The sequence below is a fragment of the Shewanella japonica genome, from assembly GCF_002075795.1.
GTDB classification, from domain to species: Bacteria; Pseudomonadota; Gammaproteobacteria; order Enterobacterales; family Shewanellaceae; genus Shewanella; species Shewanella japonica.
The window spans coordinates 1,068,143-1,084,612 of the sequence record NZ_CP020472.1 but is presented as its reverse complement, the minus strand read 5'-3'; the positions used below and the strand labels follow the sequence as shown (position 1 = coordinate 1,084,612).

Below are 16,470 nucleotides of genomic sequence, written 5' to 3'. Positions count from 1 at the left end.
AAATATCATGGGACATGTTAACTCAGCACTTAACCTTGATGAAAAAGCAACCAAGCCTCATTAAATACCATCAATAGCTTGATGATTCTCACATAATCTAAAGTAATTGATATCGATATTATTTATCTTAATAAGGGGCGTTGAGTTTTGTTCTATGATTAGTCTAAGCTAAAACAGAAATACAAGGATATTCAAGGAAGATTATGCTGCTATGGAATGACCAAAAACTGATTAACTTAATCAAGTATGCCCCAGCGCTAACGGTATGCTTTTTTATGATAGTGATCAATGCGGTCATCATTCATGACAACCAACAAAAAGAAAATGAAAGCATCCTATCCCTTCGAGAAGACGTTATTTCTCGTCAGAAAAAAGAGATTAATCAACAAGTAAATCAAATCATCAATGTCATTCAATTCAAAAACAACCTGGTGTTATCACAGCTAAAACAGCTGTCCAAATCACGGGTCGATGAAGCCCACTCAATCGCGCAAAGTATATTCGTCAATAACCCTGACAAGCCGAAATCAGACGTCATAAAAATGATTATCAATGCGTTAAGGCCGATACGCTTTAATGATGGCAGAGGGTATTTTTTCATTTTTGACATGCAGGGCAATAATATCCTGCATGGATTAAAGCCCCATCTGGAAGGCACCTCAGTATGGGATGCCCAAGATTTACGCGGTACCTTCATCCTGCAAGAGCACATCAATAAAATAAAACGCCAACAAGGTGAAGCCTTTTATCATTGGTGGTACCAAAAACCAGGGTACCCAGCCACACAAGAATTCGAAAAAGTCGGCTTTGGTAAACAATTTACCCCATTTAATTGGTTTATCGGGACTGGAGAGTATGTCGCCGATGTTGAAAATGATGTGAAGGCAACCTTACTGAATTGGATTTCTGAATACGACTACGGTAATCATCAACGCCTGTTTGTCATTGACAAAAAAGGTCACTCACTCGCTAACCCTATCACGCATAACGAGCATGCTTTTATTGAGCGCCATGAAGATACAACGCAACAAATGGTGAAACAGCTACTTTCCCAAGTAACCACTGAAGGTAACTTGGTGGAGTTTGATTTATCGAGCCAAACAGAGTTTGCATTAACCCCTGTAGAAATCACTTATGCCAAACTGTTTGAACCATGGGGCTGGATTGTTGGCTCTCACTTCAATTCCCATGATTTTGAAGCTTACCTTATGAGCAAGCAAGAAGCCTTGCTGCTCAATAACCACGAGAAATTAATGAAGGTACTGACATTAAGTATCATCTCCACTTTTCTTATGGTGGGAGGCTGTTTATTTGCAAGTAACCTTATTGCGAATCGATTCAAGAAGTTTAAACACCGTATCGAAAAGGATTTTACTAAGTTAGCCAACTCAAAAGCCACCATGAAACATATGGCAATGCATGATGCATTAACTGGGCTTCCTAATCGAATGTGTTTATTAGACCAGATTAACCAAGATCTTAAATCAGCTAAAAAACACCATAAAAAGCTCGCGCTGGTGCTGATTGATATTGATAACTTCAAAAAGGTTAATGATATTTATGGCCAATCATCAGGAGATGAATTACTTAAAAAATTAAGCCAAGCCCTAGCGCAATCAATTGAACCTATCGATACCTTGGCACGCTTTGGTGGCGATGAGTTTGCATTTTGCTTTCCTAACTTAGATAACAACCAACAAGTGCATCAAAAAATTGCGCTAATACAAACGATCTTAAATAAAGCCTATACGGTAAATAACACTGAACATATGATTAAGTGCAGTATTGGTATTAGTATGTATCCCTCAGACAGCCAAGATCCTGAAGGCTTAATCCGAAAAGCTGACATCGTACTTTATAAATCTAAAACCAATTTAAACGGCTCAGTCACATTCTTTAATGCAGAAGTCGATGCTCAGGTCAGTTATGAGTATCAACTTGAAGAGCAACTAAGGGAGGCATTAGACAACAATGAAATTAGCGTCTTGTATCAACCTCAAATCAATACCCGCAATGTGAAAATACAAAGCGTTGAAGCGCTTGCTCGTTGGAATAACCCAAAGCTTGGTTCAATTTCACCCGACGTATTCATTAACCTTGCAGAACGAACCGGACTGATTATTGATATTGGCTTATTTATTTTCCGTAAAGCCTGTGAAGATATCTTAGCAACATCGCCCAATGGGCACGGTGCAATCAATGTCTCAATCAATATCTCACCTAAGCAATTAGTGGATATCAACTTCGTAGAATCAGTGACCCAAATCGTCAGTGAAGTGGGTATTGATATTCATCGTATTACCTTAGAAATTACTGAAAACTTAGTGCTTCAAGATTTAAAAATGACCGCCATAATTTTAAATGAATTAAAGGCACTAAAATTTGGTATTTCCCTTGATGACTTTGGCACTGGCTACTCTTCATTGAGTTATTTAAACGAGTTACCGATTACTGAAATCAAAATTGATCGATGCTTTATTAATAATATTAATAGCAGTAAGCAAAGTAATGCACTCGTAAAAGCAATTTTTGCCATAAGTGAAGCTTACAACATCAGTGTTGTCGCTGAAGGTGTTGAAGAAAAAAGGCAGTTCTTAACGTTAAAATCATACCGTTGTGACCTCATTCAAGGGTATTACTTCGATAAGCCGCTGACCGTAGAGCAACTACAACAAAAGTACTTTACCCCTGAATTTGCATCACATGGTTAGTCCATTCGGGTAATAAGCGTGTGTTCGTCATCCACAAAAGCAACAAAGCCGCCGTGATAGATAAACACCCGACCACGCCCTTCAACTATGCAGGCAAGCTGAGGGTTCAAATCTTCTTCGTTATTCTGACTTTGAAAGGTTCCCGTGTCAGTGATTACGCCGCTGAATGTAGGCAAATATCCATAACTGCGCTTCGCTTGATCAATCAGGCTCAATTCGCTGGCGCTTGAGAAACAAGATGGAATAGCGCCTGCTTCTTCAATAAACATCGTTTTCAGTTCTTCAAAAGCGGTAATCACCAGCCAGTCGATGCCGTTAACATGATGGATAAACATAGAGTGTCTCGTTAATTCTGATACTAAGATTTTATCACTATCAGGGGAGAACCTTGTAGCGGTTTAGTTACTAAAACGGGCCATTCTGTGCCATTTGGGATATTCACTAAGCCAACTTGAAACATATTTTGCTTAAAAGCTTGTTTGCGATAGAGGGTAAATTAACTTCTTGGGGTTATCTCTGTTTCCAAACTTCGTTTGGATTAACGTCGTGGCGCTTCGCCCACACCAGAGCAAGAAGGGTGAAACTGCTCACCCCTCTTGATTCTTTATAAACCATAGTCCCAGCAGCTCCGGCGAAATTTAAACAGCAAAATTTCCAACGGAGAATCATCCAGCTTTGAACTTCGTTTGTAGTTCTAACGCATTACTGCCCAAAGTTTGTGATTTACTTGACCACATCACTATTACCTCAAATGAAAAATGTGTTTAAAGATTTGTCTCTAAAATAATCAAAGTGGGAGTTTTTAAGTTTTACTTTAAAGCCTCAAGCCCTAAATTTAATTTCTTAATTTTTCCAACCTAGCCACAATATTTTATTTTTTGTGACTTTTTCCGCTTATGTATGCTCTCTATAACCGTAATTTTTGCTAAAAGCGATTACTTGCTCAATTTCTGTCACGATAGATTTGCAAACATAGGAAATATTTTCTTTCCTATTAGTAATGCCAATCAGTATAAGAGGTCTAGAACATAAAAAGTTAGCAGCATTATTTCTGAAATAATTTATCTGCTATGTGAAGATGCTAAGGATTAGTTTAATTTTATACTGTTTTGAGGTTAGTAATGAGTTATTTATAAATGAGTAATGAAAAAGTAACTGGACTTTATTTTTATGAAGAGTCCAATCAAATGTGGGTATTGTATACCAAGAAAAGTCCTGAACAAATAGATGGCATTGATAAACAAAAATTTTGTAAATTACTAAAATTATTCACTAAAACTGATAGATCACGATATCAATTGTATCACTTATTATTGTTTAATGGTTAATTGACTATTTTTTAAGCAGCGAATAGAGTTTAAACACTGTCGTACGCTTGATCTATTGATTTATTTGTTATTTTAAACTGCAAGTATAACTTGCACACAATACTAAAATCGAGTTAAGAATGAGTAGTTCGAGTACTATCGATTTTTTAATTATCTTTGAATGCTCAATTTGAATTGAGGCACGCGATTTTCTTGATGTTCTCAAGCCTACTGGATACACAGATGAAGTTAAATCGAAGAGACAATAATCCCAGTGTAGATGCGTTGAAGACCTTCGAAAACAAGGCGAAGTTTCACAGTGTGAAACGCTCTGAGCGAGAGGCATAGATGCCGAACTGGCCGTTTAACATGGTTGTTATTTGTTTTCGCTGAGCCACATGCATGTGTTTACGGCGTGTCTTAGATGTATCTGCATAGAAGGTCGCTCTTTCACATCTGAACCATATGGATATGGTAAATGTCAGTATGATGTATGGAACATCATTGACCATGTGATTGCGACATTCCGTTCATCCTGAACATTCCAGCGGCAGGCAATGAGTTATATTAAATTAATGGGCAACTGAAAAAGACCCAATATAAGATAAGTATCAAATTGGTGGTCGTAACTCGTTTCTGCCCCGAAATGGGTTAGACAGACTCTAATGTAGTGATTAGTATTCCATTGTCACTAGAAGAGCTAAAAAGAATGTTTGGTAAGGCTGCACCGACTGCCCAAAATTTAAAACTACCTATTTTGACAACAATGGCCAACCAAAATATTAAATAATTATAGCCCTTTGTTGATAATACTTAGGGCTTACAAAAATAAATTTAAAATATATTCAAAATAATTTATAAGCCGACAACTCATGCTACAACTGAATATCCCGCACGAAATACCCCTTGTACATATTGATACACATTAGATGATTACGTCGATGTATATCAAATGTAAGACTTTGAAGTATAAATAAGTTTACACATTAGGATGTGTTAAATCAGTATTTACTAAAAAAGGATTTTTATTATGAAGTTACTATCAACAATGTTATTTATGGCCGCAGTTCCGTTTTCTGCATCAGCACTTGACTCATACCATGAAGACTGCAAAACCTGTGTTACCGAGGCGCAATTTACGCAAGTAGCAAAAGATAACGCAATATTTAGAGAAAATATCTATTTGAGCGTTACGAACTTTGAAAATTATGAAATTAGGAAATATAAAGTCTTTAAAAACTCTAAAACAGTATGCGATCCAAATGGAAGAGAACCAGATGGTGAAGGTGGTTTTATTTATGACTGTTGGCTTGAGAAAACTTTGACGGCAGATAAAGTAAATTTAACAAATACTGAGTTGAACTTATTTACAGATTTAGCCGATGGGTATAATGATCTCAACCAAGCAATTTCACAGAGATCAATCGAAATACCTAAAGAAGTATTACCTAGCGGAGTAGATGTTATAGGTTCAAACAAAGGAAAGATCCTTATAAGCCACTACAATTCACTGGATTTCACTGACATTTCAATTATTAGTAAATACTTCGTTGTAGCTGAGGCATTTACTAAAGCGATTTCTTTGGGCGTAACTATCAAAGCGCCTGCTTTGAAATTTACTTTCTCTGATGATTCTGAGGCTTATGCAATTTTTGATTTTGTTGATTCTGATCTTGTTGCACATTTCAAGTTCACAAAAATTATAGTTGATGGAATAGAAATTGACTTAACAAAAGATAATCCATTCAATAAAACTTATGACGTTTCAGGAATGTCGCTCACTTCATGGCAATCGCTTGTAACTGCATTTAAAGCTTATGGCCTAGCCGTAAATGTAGCAAATACATCCACGGTCCCTAAAGGAACAGTTACAATTATTGATTGCTCAAACAGCACTGAAACAGTGTGCAGAAATCCACTTTAATTAGCATTAAATAAGAGGTATTTATTATGACGATAAGCGTAGAATTACTTGCTACAGTTTTACTGCCATTCATGATGTTATTTGGCGTGTTGGCGTACTATCTAGGTAAAAGAAAAACAACCACACCTGTGATTACGGCTATTTTGGGGGCTCTTAGCGGAATATTCCCACCCCTCGGCATTATATTCCTAATGCTATTAACACTTAAAAATGATAAAGAGAAATAAGTCGAAATAGTAACAAAGCCCCTTGATTTAAACCTTGGGCTATAACTTCATTAATCATTAGTTATCTGTAATGGCTAATGAAAACTGGCCACTATTTAGAACTTACCTAGCTCATTTATGCCAAAAGTCTGTTAGCAATGCTCGTAATATCCCCCTTCTACCTCACCCACTACTCGCTTATGAGTGAGCTGTGGGTGCAATTTCAAAGTAGCGAAAGTGTGCCAACAAACTTGAAACTTACTCTTTAAGCGGGTATCAATTGGGTCGTTTAGATAACTTAATATACATAAACAAAGATAAAAAGATGACCAAACCACCTGCCAGTTTTTGAATTTCTATCGCTTCACCAAGCACCATTACACTCAGCATGAGTGTCCATATCGGCTCTAGGATCATGATGAGTGCCGCTGTTTCCATGTTCACCGAGTATTGTCCTAGAGTTTGCAGCAAATAACGCATCGATGTGGCAAAGACTGTCGATATAACAAACCACGCCAGTAAGGTGCTGTTTAGCTCAAAAGCGGCGGGTTGTGTAAAGAGCACATAAATACCGCCCACGAGACCAACGGTAAAGAGCTGTAAACAAATGGAATCTAATGGTTTTATACGACTACTGATTTTTTTGTTTAATACAAAATGCACCGATAAAAGTACTGATGCAAATAAAAAGTACCACTGAGATTCATCCACCTGCCAACCATTGGTCAAGGTCATCAACATCATCCCCACTACGCTGAGTGGCAGTGCGTACCAAAAGGCTTTGTTGGGCTTAATCTTAAACAATAGCCATGCTGTCATCGGTGCGATGATCATCGCTAGGCTCATGATAAATGCCCCTTCCGATAAACTTGCAGTCACAGATACCGCGTGTACCCATACCAGCAGAGCTAACCCCAAAAAGACGCCGACACCGCAAGCAAGTAAGATTTGCTTGGCTCTAAGTCGCCATAGACTTTTATAACAAAACGGCAGCAGCACTAGACTTGCCAGCAAAAAACGACTCGCAATAAAGCTTTCACCGGGCATTTCAGCGACCACAATTTTCGAGGCAATCCAGCCAAATGCTGCCAACAAGGTGGCGATAAATAAAAACAATGCTCCGCGCATAAAAAGACTCTTATTGGCTGGGCGGTTGATCTTTCAAGGTTGTTTTGTCGCAAGTTTTGGATGCATCTTTGTGAATAAAAGGTGCTTAGATGACTAGGCGTTTAAGCATCAATGCATCAATGCATCAATGCATCCATCTCAATTAAAACACTTTTAATTCGAACAAAACTTAACCAGCAAAGTTCAACAGGCCCTAGTGACGAATAATAAACTGAGGTTGTTATAAACGATAAAGACTCAGCTGACGAACAATGAATCAATAAACTGTGAAATCAACAATTATATCGAGTTTGTGTTAATTCATTTGTCAGTAATTGTGTGGCGTATTAAACATAAAAAAGCAACCTTGCATCTGCAAGGTTGCTATTTATTAGTCTATGTTAGCCTAAATACGGCTGGGTTAACTAACCAGTAATTTTCATGATGGGCTGTATTCAGGGTAATCTGTTAGGCCTTTTTCATCGCCGCCAAATAAGGTAGCAGGGTCGTGTGCCGCTAACGGATAGCCATGCTTAATTCTATTCGGTAAATCTGGGTTTGAGACAAACGGACGACCAAAGCCAATCATGTCAGCTAAGCCATCATCAATGGCGTCTCCGCCCTTTTCAGCATCATACTTACCCGCATAAATTAATACCCCTTTATAAGCTTCACGAACCGCGATTCTAAATTCGATTGGCGTTTCAGGCGCATCATCCCAGTCAACTTCGGCAATATGCAGATATACAATCTTGTGAGTCTCTAATAATGCTGCAGCTGCGGTGTAAGTCTCGACAGGTGTTGCGTCAACGGTGCCATTAAGCGAGGTAAACGGCGCTAAACGCACGCCTACTTTATCAGCCCCGATAGCATCAACCATGGCAGCAACCACTTCACTTAAAAAGCGCAGGCGGTTTTCAATCGAGCCACCATATTCATCAGTGCGGTTGTTGGCTTCTGAATCGATAAATTGATTAATCAAATAACCATTCGCCGCATGCAGTTCAATACCATCAAAGCCTGCTTCAATCGCATTCAGCGCCGCTTGACGGTACTCAGCAATAACAGCTTCAATATCAGCTTTTGTCATTGCACGCGGCTCAACCACATCAACAAAACCTGGTGCATTAGTGCCATCATCAATAAATACTTTCACATTTTCAGCTTTCAGCGCTGACGATGAAATCGGTTGCTGACCACCAATATTTTCAGGATGCGTCACACGGCCTACATGCCATAACTGAGCGAATATCACTCCGCCTTTAGCATGTACTGCGTCAGTGGTTTTCTTCCAACCAGCAATTTGCTCAGCTGAGTAAATCCCCGGCGTCCACGCATAACCTTGGCCCATTGCTGAAATTTGCGTGCCTTCGGCGACGATCAAACCTGCTTGCGCACGTTGAGCATAGTACTGCGCCATCATGTCATTGGCGACATTGCCTGGCTGTGATGCACGTGAACGTGTCATTGGTGGCATGACGATACGATTATTTAGGGCATGTTCACCTAACTGTATCGTTTGAAATAGTGAGTCTTTCATGGGAATTCCTTAAAATCGAAAACGGCAAAAATAATCTGAAAGCAAATATGATGACGTTAATCTAATTGGATTAATTCAATCTGATATTTGTCAGGATCTGTAATAAAGGCGATATGAGTTTCGCCGCCTTTAACTGGGCCTGGCTCACGAGTGACATTTCCGCCCAATGTTTTAATCTTGTCGCAAGCGGCATAAATATCATCAACACCTAAGGCTAAATGACCAAAAGCATTACCCATTTCATACTCATTGGTGTCCCAATTATGGGTTAACTCGATTGTGGTGCCACCTTGCTCATAACCGACAAACACTAAGGTGTAGCGATAGTCTTTATTCTCGTGGCGCTCAAGTACCTTCATACCCAACACATTCGTGTAAAATTCGATAGAGGCATCAAGATCAGCGACGCGTAACATTGTGTGTAAAAATTTCATAATTTGCCTTACAAAGTTGGCCTCAAACAAAAGTCATTAAGCTTGTTGCTTGAGTGTGCCTCAATGGGAATAACATCATTTTACGCCTATCAAATATAAAAATATAATTAGCATTTATTCTTATAATCATAATTTTTTGTTATCAAACGAGACATTCAATAGCAGGAAGAATCACTTAAATTGTGCCTGCGATATCAATGGATCCCATGGGATCATTTCACTACACTGTAGCTAAGGTTTAGATCGGAGTGGTTTATGTTTTTAACGTTTGATGTGTTTGGCAAACCCATGGCGGTATTGCGTAAAAACGAAGAATGGCAATTATTTTTAGATTCAGGAACGGGATTGCGATCTAGGATTTATGATGTGGTTATCCCCGCCGATTTAGCAGAATCTGAACTGGATAAGTATTTAGCGGATATCTTTCATGAGAACGCCAAAGGCAATCAGCTAACTGTCAGCCGCATTAAGTAATTCTTTATCTTGGTTTGCTACAACAGATTAATCATTAATCTATCTTGATTTCGCCTGTGCCCTCTTCATTGCTCAGATAACAAACTATGCCACAAACCCTTACCAGTGCTAGGTTTCAGCCATTTAATTAGGATGGTCGGTCACCTGATTTTTTAATGCGCTAGCGTTGTTGGATTACTGTTCGCTATTGAGCTAATTACGTTTAATTATTTGTCAGCTCGACATTTATGTAGGGTTTTTAACCACTCGGTAAATTGACTTATTTGAACTGGCCACTGAATATTACACGCAAAAAAAGCGAACCATTGGGTTCGCTTTTTTACTTAAATATTCGCTCATATCGCCCAAGGGCAAGCTTGAATAAATCAGCTATGCATAAGCATGCAAATAAGCCAATTGGACAGGATTTCTAAGGGCTTTCGGTCTGATATTTTGCACTTCAGCAACCACTTTATCTACTGGCCAGCCTTGAGCTAATAAAATCAATCCAATGACTAAACCTGTTCGGCCAGTTCCGCCTTTACAGTGCACAGCGATTTTGCCTTTATTGCCAATCAGCGCCAAAATTTGCGATCGATATGCTGCCCATGCAGTTTCAAAATCATCACTCGGTGCTGCATCATCAAGGATCGGAAGTTGCGCCCAAACGATATTATTATCGCTGCACACAGTCGGTAAAGATTCAGCGTTATTAACAGCCATTTCTTTATCGAACATCAGTGTCAGTAACATATCTGTGCCGGCTTGCTTTAATGTGGCAACAGAGTCAGTCAACGACGCCTCTTTGGTACCAGGGCAAGGTGTAAAAATCAGCTGAGCACCGTTATCCAAAGTTAATGCATCAAACGGATGTGTCGACATTATAAGTTCCTATAAAAAGTCATACTAATACCACCAAGCTTACTTAATCATTTAGGCTAGGTGAACAGTATCCTTCAAATTTACTTTACAAATATTACTGCAATTGGCTCGAAGCGTTAACTTTACTGTCAGCATTAGAAGACAAAATCTTCATATCGACTCAAACTCTTCATATCGACTAATAAGCAACAGCTGAAACATAGCAACGAAAAAACTAGCGATTAATCTCGTTTACCTTGGAACTTGAGCTGTTCTCTAAATACATCACCAAACCGTTAACTGACTGTTTTTAGATATTAAAGACTTGCCAATGTAAATTACAGCAAAGAACAACAGGATATTGGCCAAATATTGATCTAGATTTATAAAACGCCAAAACAGCCGTATACAATAATTCCGCTTTGAAATATTTCTTACTGTGTTTACCCCATGCTAAAAGGTAAAACACAAGTACGGCTTCAAAGTCAGCTTTAACATGTAGGCTCAGCCATCTGTTAACTAGCCGAGCCTGTATAACCGTTTAATTTCTCTGTCTTTTTTAATGGTAACAACGATTTAAGTACGTTCAATCAAGAAGTCACCCAATTTAGTGGGAGTTCTTGATTATGTTTATCACATCACTCAGCAAGGAAATAGCGTAATGGATAGCTCAAAGTCAGCCGGAAAATGCCCTGTCATGCATGGGGGCAACACCAATCAACAAAGCCAAGATCAGCTATGGTGGCCCAAGTCGCTTAACCTCGATATTTTGCATCAACACGATACTAAAACCGATCCTATGCCCAACAGTTTTAGTTATGCCGATGCGTTTAATGCATTAGATTTAGATGCAGTTAAGCAAGATTTAATTGAGCTAATGACCAGCTCACAATCCTGGTGGCCTGCCGACTGGGGACATTATGGTGGCTTGATGATCCGCATGGCGTGGCACTCAGCTGGGACATACCGTATTGCCGATGGGCGCGGTGGTGCAAGCCGTGGTAACCAGCGCTTTGCTCCTTTGAACAGCTGGCCTGATAACGGCAATTTAGATAAAGCCCGCCGCTTACTTTGGCCAATTAAAAAGAAGTATGGCGACAGTTTATCTTGGGCAGATTTGATGATTCTTGCAGGTAACATGGCTTATGAGTCAATGGGCCTTAAGATGTACGGTTTTGCTGGCGGACGGGAAGATATCTGGAGTCCAGAGAAAGATATTTTCTGGGGCGCTGAAAAAGAATGGCTCGCCTCCAGTGATAACGAAAATAGCCGTTATTCTGGCGAGCGAGATTTAGATAATCCATTAGCAGCGGTCATGATGGGGCTGATTTACGTTAACCCAGAAGGCGTCGACGGTAAGCCAGATCCAATTAAAACCGCCCATGATGTTCGCATCACCTTTGCGCGTATGGCCATGAATGATGAAGAAACCGTCGCTTTAGCGGCTGGCGGTCATACTGTGGGTAAATGTCACGGTAATGGCGATGCAGCGCAATTAGGCCCTGAGCCAGAAGCGGCTGAAATCGAAGATCAAGGTTTTGGTTGGCTCAATAAACAAAACCGTGGGATCGGCAGTGACACTGTCACCAGTGGTATTGAAGGCGCTTGGACAACAAATCCTACCCAGTGGGATAACGGATACTTTCACCTGTTATTAAACTACGATTGGTGGACAACCAAGAGCCCTGCTGGTGCATGGCAATGGGAACCGGTCAATATCAAACCTGAAGATATGCCAGTTGACGTTGAAGACCCAACTAAGCGCCATAACCCGATCATGACCGATGCCGATATGGCATTAAAATTTGATCCGGAATATCGAAAAATTGCCGAGCGCTTTTATAACGACCCAGACTACTTTGCCAAAGTGTTCACCCGAGCTTGGTTTAAACTCACCCACAGAGATCTTGGCCCTAAAGCTCGTTATTTAGGTAGTGATGTGCCGAATGAAGATTTAATTTGGCAAGACCCAATCCCTAATAACCCTCACACTCTCAGTGATACTGACATCAATGAACTTAAAGCGGCTATTTTACAAAGCGAGTTAACGGCGGCTGAACTCATTACTACCGCATGGGATAGCGCCAGAACCTATCGTGGTTCTGATAGACGTGGTGGTGCAAATGGCGCTCGTATTCAACTTGCGCCGCAAAACCAATGGCAAGGCAATGAACCTGAACGGCTTAATAAAGTTCTCGCGGCATTAGCAGCGATTAAAGCACAAAAGAATTCATCCATTTCGATGGCTGATTTAATTGTGTTAGCCGGTAGCTGCGCTGTTGAACACGCAGCCGCTCAAACAGGCGTTAATGTGTCAGTGCCATTTAGCCAAGGTCGAGGTGATGCAACCGCTGAAATGACAGACGCTGAGTCATTCGATGTTCTTGAGCCCATTCATGATGGCTTTAGAAACTGGTTAAAGTCTGACTATGTTGTGACTGCTGAAGAGCTATTGTTAGAGCGCAGTCAACTCATGGGGCTTACAGCAGCAGAAATGACGGTCTTAATTGGTGGCATGCGAGTATTAGGCACCAACTATGGCGGTGAAACTCATGGCGTGTTCACTGATAATGTCGGTAAGCTAACTAACGACTTTTTCGTTAATCTCACTGATATGAACTACGCTTGGAAGCCTGTTGCTAACAACCTCTATCATATTGTTGAACGAGAAAGTGGGGTTCAGAAGTGGACTGCGACACGTGTTGACTTAGTCTTTGGATCTAATTCCATCTTACGTGCTTATTGTGAGCATTATGCGCAAGATGATAATAAAGCCAAGTTCGTGAATGACTTTGTTGCCGCATGGGTCAAAGTGATGAATGCCGATAGATTTGATTTATAATTTATTGGATTGAGCTACCCGCGCGAGCCCCCTTATGCTCGCGCGGATTCTATTCTTGTAAGGACAGTATTTTCGTAAAGATAGTATTCAGTAAAGCTAGTATTCTCGAAAGGATAGTATTTTCGTAAAGCTAGTATTCTCGCGCAGATAGTATTAACCGTTATCCTGTTTAACCATAATCTAATACCGATCAATAGATCCCGCTTAACCGTTTAAACATTCACTACAGTGCCAGTTTCATTAAGTTGATTCGTCACAATATAAACCCAACAGAAAGAGCTAATGCTCCTGCTGCAATACTAATGAGTGATGGGACTTTTAATTGCGGTAACTGCAGTGTAATCACTACCCCACTAATAATGCTAAATGCTAAACTTATCCCAAACAAGATAGAAAATACTTTGAAAAAAGACCCTGCAAACCCTTTATGAATAATTAATAATTGCATCAAAAAGTCATGTTCTTTGATGTGAATTTCTAAAGTATTCGGATCATCAGTCTTGGTTAAAATTACCTCTTGTCGATGCCCATACCAATCGTGCACGCCTTCCCAATAATAGTCTTCTGGCAGCGGTAAATGTGACTTCCCTTCTAAGAAGTTAACCACAAACTTTTTAGCACTTTGCTCGTTATCAGGCCAGCCTTCAGTTGTTGGCACAAAGTATTCGATATCTTTGCTGACTTCACCTTTAATATCAAAAAAATACAACATACCTGTGATGATATAAATCAGGGTAATGGGCAGAAAAAAACACGCTATATAACCGTGTAACTTCATCCATAACAATCGTGTTTTTGCTTTCATTCTTGTCACCTATCAAACTAAAAAACGGTTATGGCAAACGCCATAACCGCGACAGTCATTTAAACAAAATTAAAATTGATAACTTAGCGACACTCTGATGTCACGACCAGCTTCATACAAACCCGCTACGCCTTCCCAGCCAGGAATATCGTTATAATCGCCGACACTAGAATGGTCACGATAGTGCTCATCAAATAAGTTTTGAACCGCAAGGTTTACTTTAAGTTGATCACTGTCTAGTGGTAGCCATTGCACATAAATATCATGGACGTCATAGCTTGGTTTATCGATAAACTGTGTTTGATCGATCCAGCCAATTTCAACACCTCGTTGCAACACTTCGATATTGTTCAGATCATCAACATACATGAAGTTCCAGCCTAGCTCCCAGCTATCAGATAATAGGTAGCTGACATTTAATCCCCATGTATCACCACGGGCATTAGCAAGACCAATATGCTCATAGCCTTCTACGGTATTGCCATTAAGCTCTGAATCATTGTTACTGTAACTAGCAACAACATTCAGGCCGTCATACCAATAGTTTGCCTTCAGCTCAAAACCCTGCATTTCAAGTTCGCCGACATTTTCATAAAATACACCACGGCCAATTTGATCTAATATCACATTATCAATATTACTTTGATAAACCGATGCTGTGACCTGCCAATGGTTGTCGCTGTAGGTTAAGCCTATTTCAGTATTGTCCACTTCTTCCGCTTTTAAATCAGGATCTATTGATACCCAATCTGGCGCTTGCTCTAAGGTAAAGGCATCGCCGACTTCTTTGCCGCGCATGGCTTCTGCATAACCTACAGTTAATAACCAATTATCATTGAACTGATAATTCAAACCAATATTTGGGCTAACACCGTCACTGTCGGTTTCATTTTGATAAGTGGTTTGCTCTAAGTCATATTGATCGTAACGTACACCCACACTCAACAATAAAGCATCGGTGATTTGCCAATGGTCTTGGATGTAAATACCCAGTACTTGGCCTTCTTCTTCGAATTTACCGACACTGGCATCCCATGCCCAATCTTGCCAGATCGCATCCTCTGCTAAGTATTCACTTGAGACTTCGTCTTGGCGCAGCTCAAATCCATAGGTCAAGGTATGACTGCCAACTAGCGATACATTGCGAATATCAAAACCATAGGTCGTCATGTCTCCACCGTATTTCCCCCAGCGATCGTACCTGTCTTGCTCAACGCTAGCACTGGTATGGTATAAGCTGGTTTCAAGGTTCACATATCGGTTAAGGTTAAATTGATGGTTCAGCACAAAGGTGGTTCGATCACCTTCGATAGGAAATAAAGTGTCGCCCTCTAATGTCGGCCAGTTTGGACGTGCGCCAAAGTCACCTTGTTCATTACGCTGCTCAACACTGATGCTCAGTTGCTGATTTTCAGTTAACTCACCATTCAGTTTGAAAAAACCTAATTGCTGCTCAGCTGCCGTGCCAAACAACTCGTTACCAGCACCGTCTTCCATGTTTTCTCGATCAACATAAACATAAGAGCCCATAGCGCCCCAGTTATCCGTCAATCTGCCAAATAAAGTCCCGCTGGCTTGATAACCATCATTGGTGAAATAACCCCCTTTAACTGTGCCACCAAAGCGTTCATCAGCTGCAAGTAGATCATCAACATTTTTGGTTTTAAAGCGAATGGCACCACCTATCGCTCCTGCACCACTGGTCGCTTCACCAGCGCCCGCTTGCACATCGACTTCTTTTAATAATTCAGGGGAAATAGCCACACGGCCTATGTGATGAAATAGTGTTCCCGTTTGAGGAGCACCATCGACGGTAATATTGAGTAAGGTATCTTCAAGACCACGGATATAGATTTTTTGCGCAATCCCAACTGAGCCACCGACAGATACAGAAGGCACAAGCCTAAAAATATCTGCAAGATCATTTGCTTGAAACTTTTCTAGTTCTTGCGGTGTAATGACGGTGTTAGTGGTTTGTCCTACCACTGTCATTTTCTCTATCGAGGCTAAGCTTTGCTCCTCTTCAGATTCAACCGCAATGGCTTGGGAGCCAAATGTGGCTAGCGCAACGGCTACTACCAATGGTTTAAGCGTCATTGGTGCTCTAGTGTTTTTCATAATTCGCCTTTATCTACATCCAAAAGTTAATGCGAATTATTATCATTTACTAATATTTACGATAGTACTTTTACAATTGTTACATTTGCACAATATCCACTTCGTTATAACTGAGCCACAACTGAGCCGTTAGCTCCTAACAATGCATGCATAAAGCGTTAG

12 protein-coding genes are annotated in these 16,470 nt (G+C 40.2%); 5 read left to right on the top strand and 7 right to left on the bottom strand.

The window, feature by feature from the left end; genetic code table 11:
* The first annotated feature begins 203 nt into the window (after positions 1–203).
* Positions 204–2,711, top strand: coding sequence for a bifunctional diguanylate cyclase/phosphodiesterase (locus SJ2017_RS04570; RefSeq protein WP_080915016.1), 2,508 nt, complete (start codon positions 204–206; stop codon positions 2,709–2,711).
* Here the strand turns inward: SJ2017_RS04570 and SJ2017_RS04565 are convergent.
* The gene (locus SJ2017_RS04565; protein ID WP_080915015.1) at positions 2,708–3,046 is read right to left on the bottom strand and encodes a cytosolic protein; all 339 of its coding nucleotides are present in this window, start codon (positions 3,044–3,046) and stop codon (positions 2,708–2,710) included. The genes SJ2017_RS04570 and SJ2017_RS04565 overlap by 4 nt on opposite strands.
* A gap of 2,002 nt (positions 3,047–5,048) precedes the next feature.
* On the opposite strand from SJ2017_RS04565, the gene SJ2017_RS04555 reads away from it, so the two are divergent.
* Both SJ2017_RS04555 and SJ2017_RS04550 read left to right on the top strand, forming a co-directional pair.
* On the top strand, positions 5,049–5,942 hold the full coding sequence (locus tag SJ2017_RS04555; protein ID WP_080915013.1) for a hypothetical protein: 894 nt from the start codon (positions 5,049–5,051) through the stop codon (positions 5,940–5,942).
* Positions 5,943–5,968: 26 nt separating this feature from the next.
* Entirely contained in the window at positions 5,969–6,169 is a 201-nt protein-coding gene (locus tag SJ2017_RS04550) for a hypothetical protein (RefSeq protein WP_080915012.1), read from the top strand.
* A gap of 255 nt (positions 6,170–6,424) precedes the next feature.
* Here the strand turns inward: SJ2017_RS04550 and SJ2017_RS04545 are convergent, their stop codons facing one another.
* From SJ2017_RS04545 to gloA, 3 genes are all read right to left on the bottom strand, one after another.
* Positions 6,425–7,276 (bottom strand): DMT family transporter, encoded by an 852-nt coding sequence (locus tag SJ2017_RS04545; RefSeq protein WP_080915011.1) that lies wholly within the window; start codon positions 7,274–7,276, stop codon positions 6,425–6,427.
* Positions 7,277–7,694: 418 nt separating this feature from the next.
* A complete protein-coding gene (locus tag SJ2017_RS04540) occupies positions 7,695–8,795 on the bottom strand; it encodes an alkene reductase (RefSeq protein WP_055024830.1) in 1,101 nt (366 codons plus the stop codon).
* Between the two features lie 56 nt (positions 8,796–8,851).
* The gene (gene gloA, locus SJ2017_RS04535; RefSeq protein ID WP_080915010.1) at positions 8,852–9,229 is read right to left on the bottom strand and encodes a lactoylglutathione lyase; all 378 of its coding nucleotides are present in this window, start codon (positions 9,227–9,229) and stop codon (positions 8,852–8,854) included.
* A 255-nt stretch (positions 9,230–9,484) separates the two neighbouring features.
* Between gloA and SJ2017_RS04530 the strand changes: the two genes are divergently transcribed.
* Positions 9,485–9,703 carry a DUF7661 family protein gene (locus tag SJ2017_RS04530; RefSeq protein WP_065109928.1) on the top strand — a complete coding sequence of 73 codons (219 nt, stop codon included), beginning with the start codon at positions 9,485–9,487 and terminating at the stop codon, positions 9,701–9,703.
* Positions 9,704–10,072: 369 nt separating this feature from the next.
* Here the strand turns inward: SJ2017_RS04530 and SJ2017_RS04525 are convergent, their stop codons facing one another.
* Positions 10,073–10,564, bottom strand: coding sequence for a phosphatase domain-containing putative toxin (locus tag SJ2017_RS04525; RefSeq protein WP_080915009.1), 492 nt, complete (start codon positions 10,562–10,564; stop codon positions 10,073–10,075).
* Positions 10,565–11,204: 640 nt separating this feature from the next.
* On the opposite strand from SJ2017_RS04525, the gene katG reads away from it, so the two are divergent.
* Entirely contained in the window at positions 11,205–13,385 is a 2,181-nt protein-coding gene (gene katG, locus SJ2017_RS04520; RefSeq protein WP_080915008.1) for a catalase/peroxidase HPI, read from the top strand.
* A 253-nt stretch (positions 13,386–13,638) separates the two neighbouring features.
* Here katG and SJ2017_RS04515 read toward each other — a convergent pair whose 3' ends face one another.
* Both SJ2017_RS04515 and SJ2017_RS04510 read right to left on the bottom strand, forming a co-directional pair.
* On the bottom strand, positions 13,639–14,190 hold the full coding sequence (locus tag SJ2017_RS04515) for a PepSY domain-containing protein (protein WP_080915007.1): 552 nt from the start codon (positions 14,188–14,190) through the stop codon (positions 13,639–13,641).
* 69 nt (positions 14,191–14,259) lie between these two features.
* On the bottom strand, positions 14,260–16,308 hold the full coding sequence (locus tag SJ2017_RS04510) for a TonB-dependent receptor (RefSeq protein ID WP_080915006.1): 2,049 nt from the start codon (positions 16,306–16,308) through the stop codon (positions 14,260–14,262).
* Between the last annotated feature and the right edge of the window lie 162 nt (positions 16,309–16,470).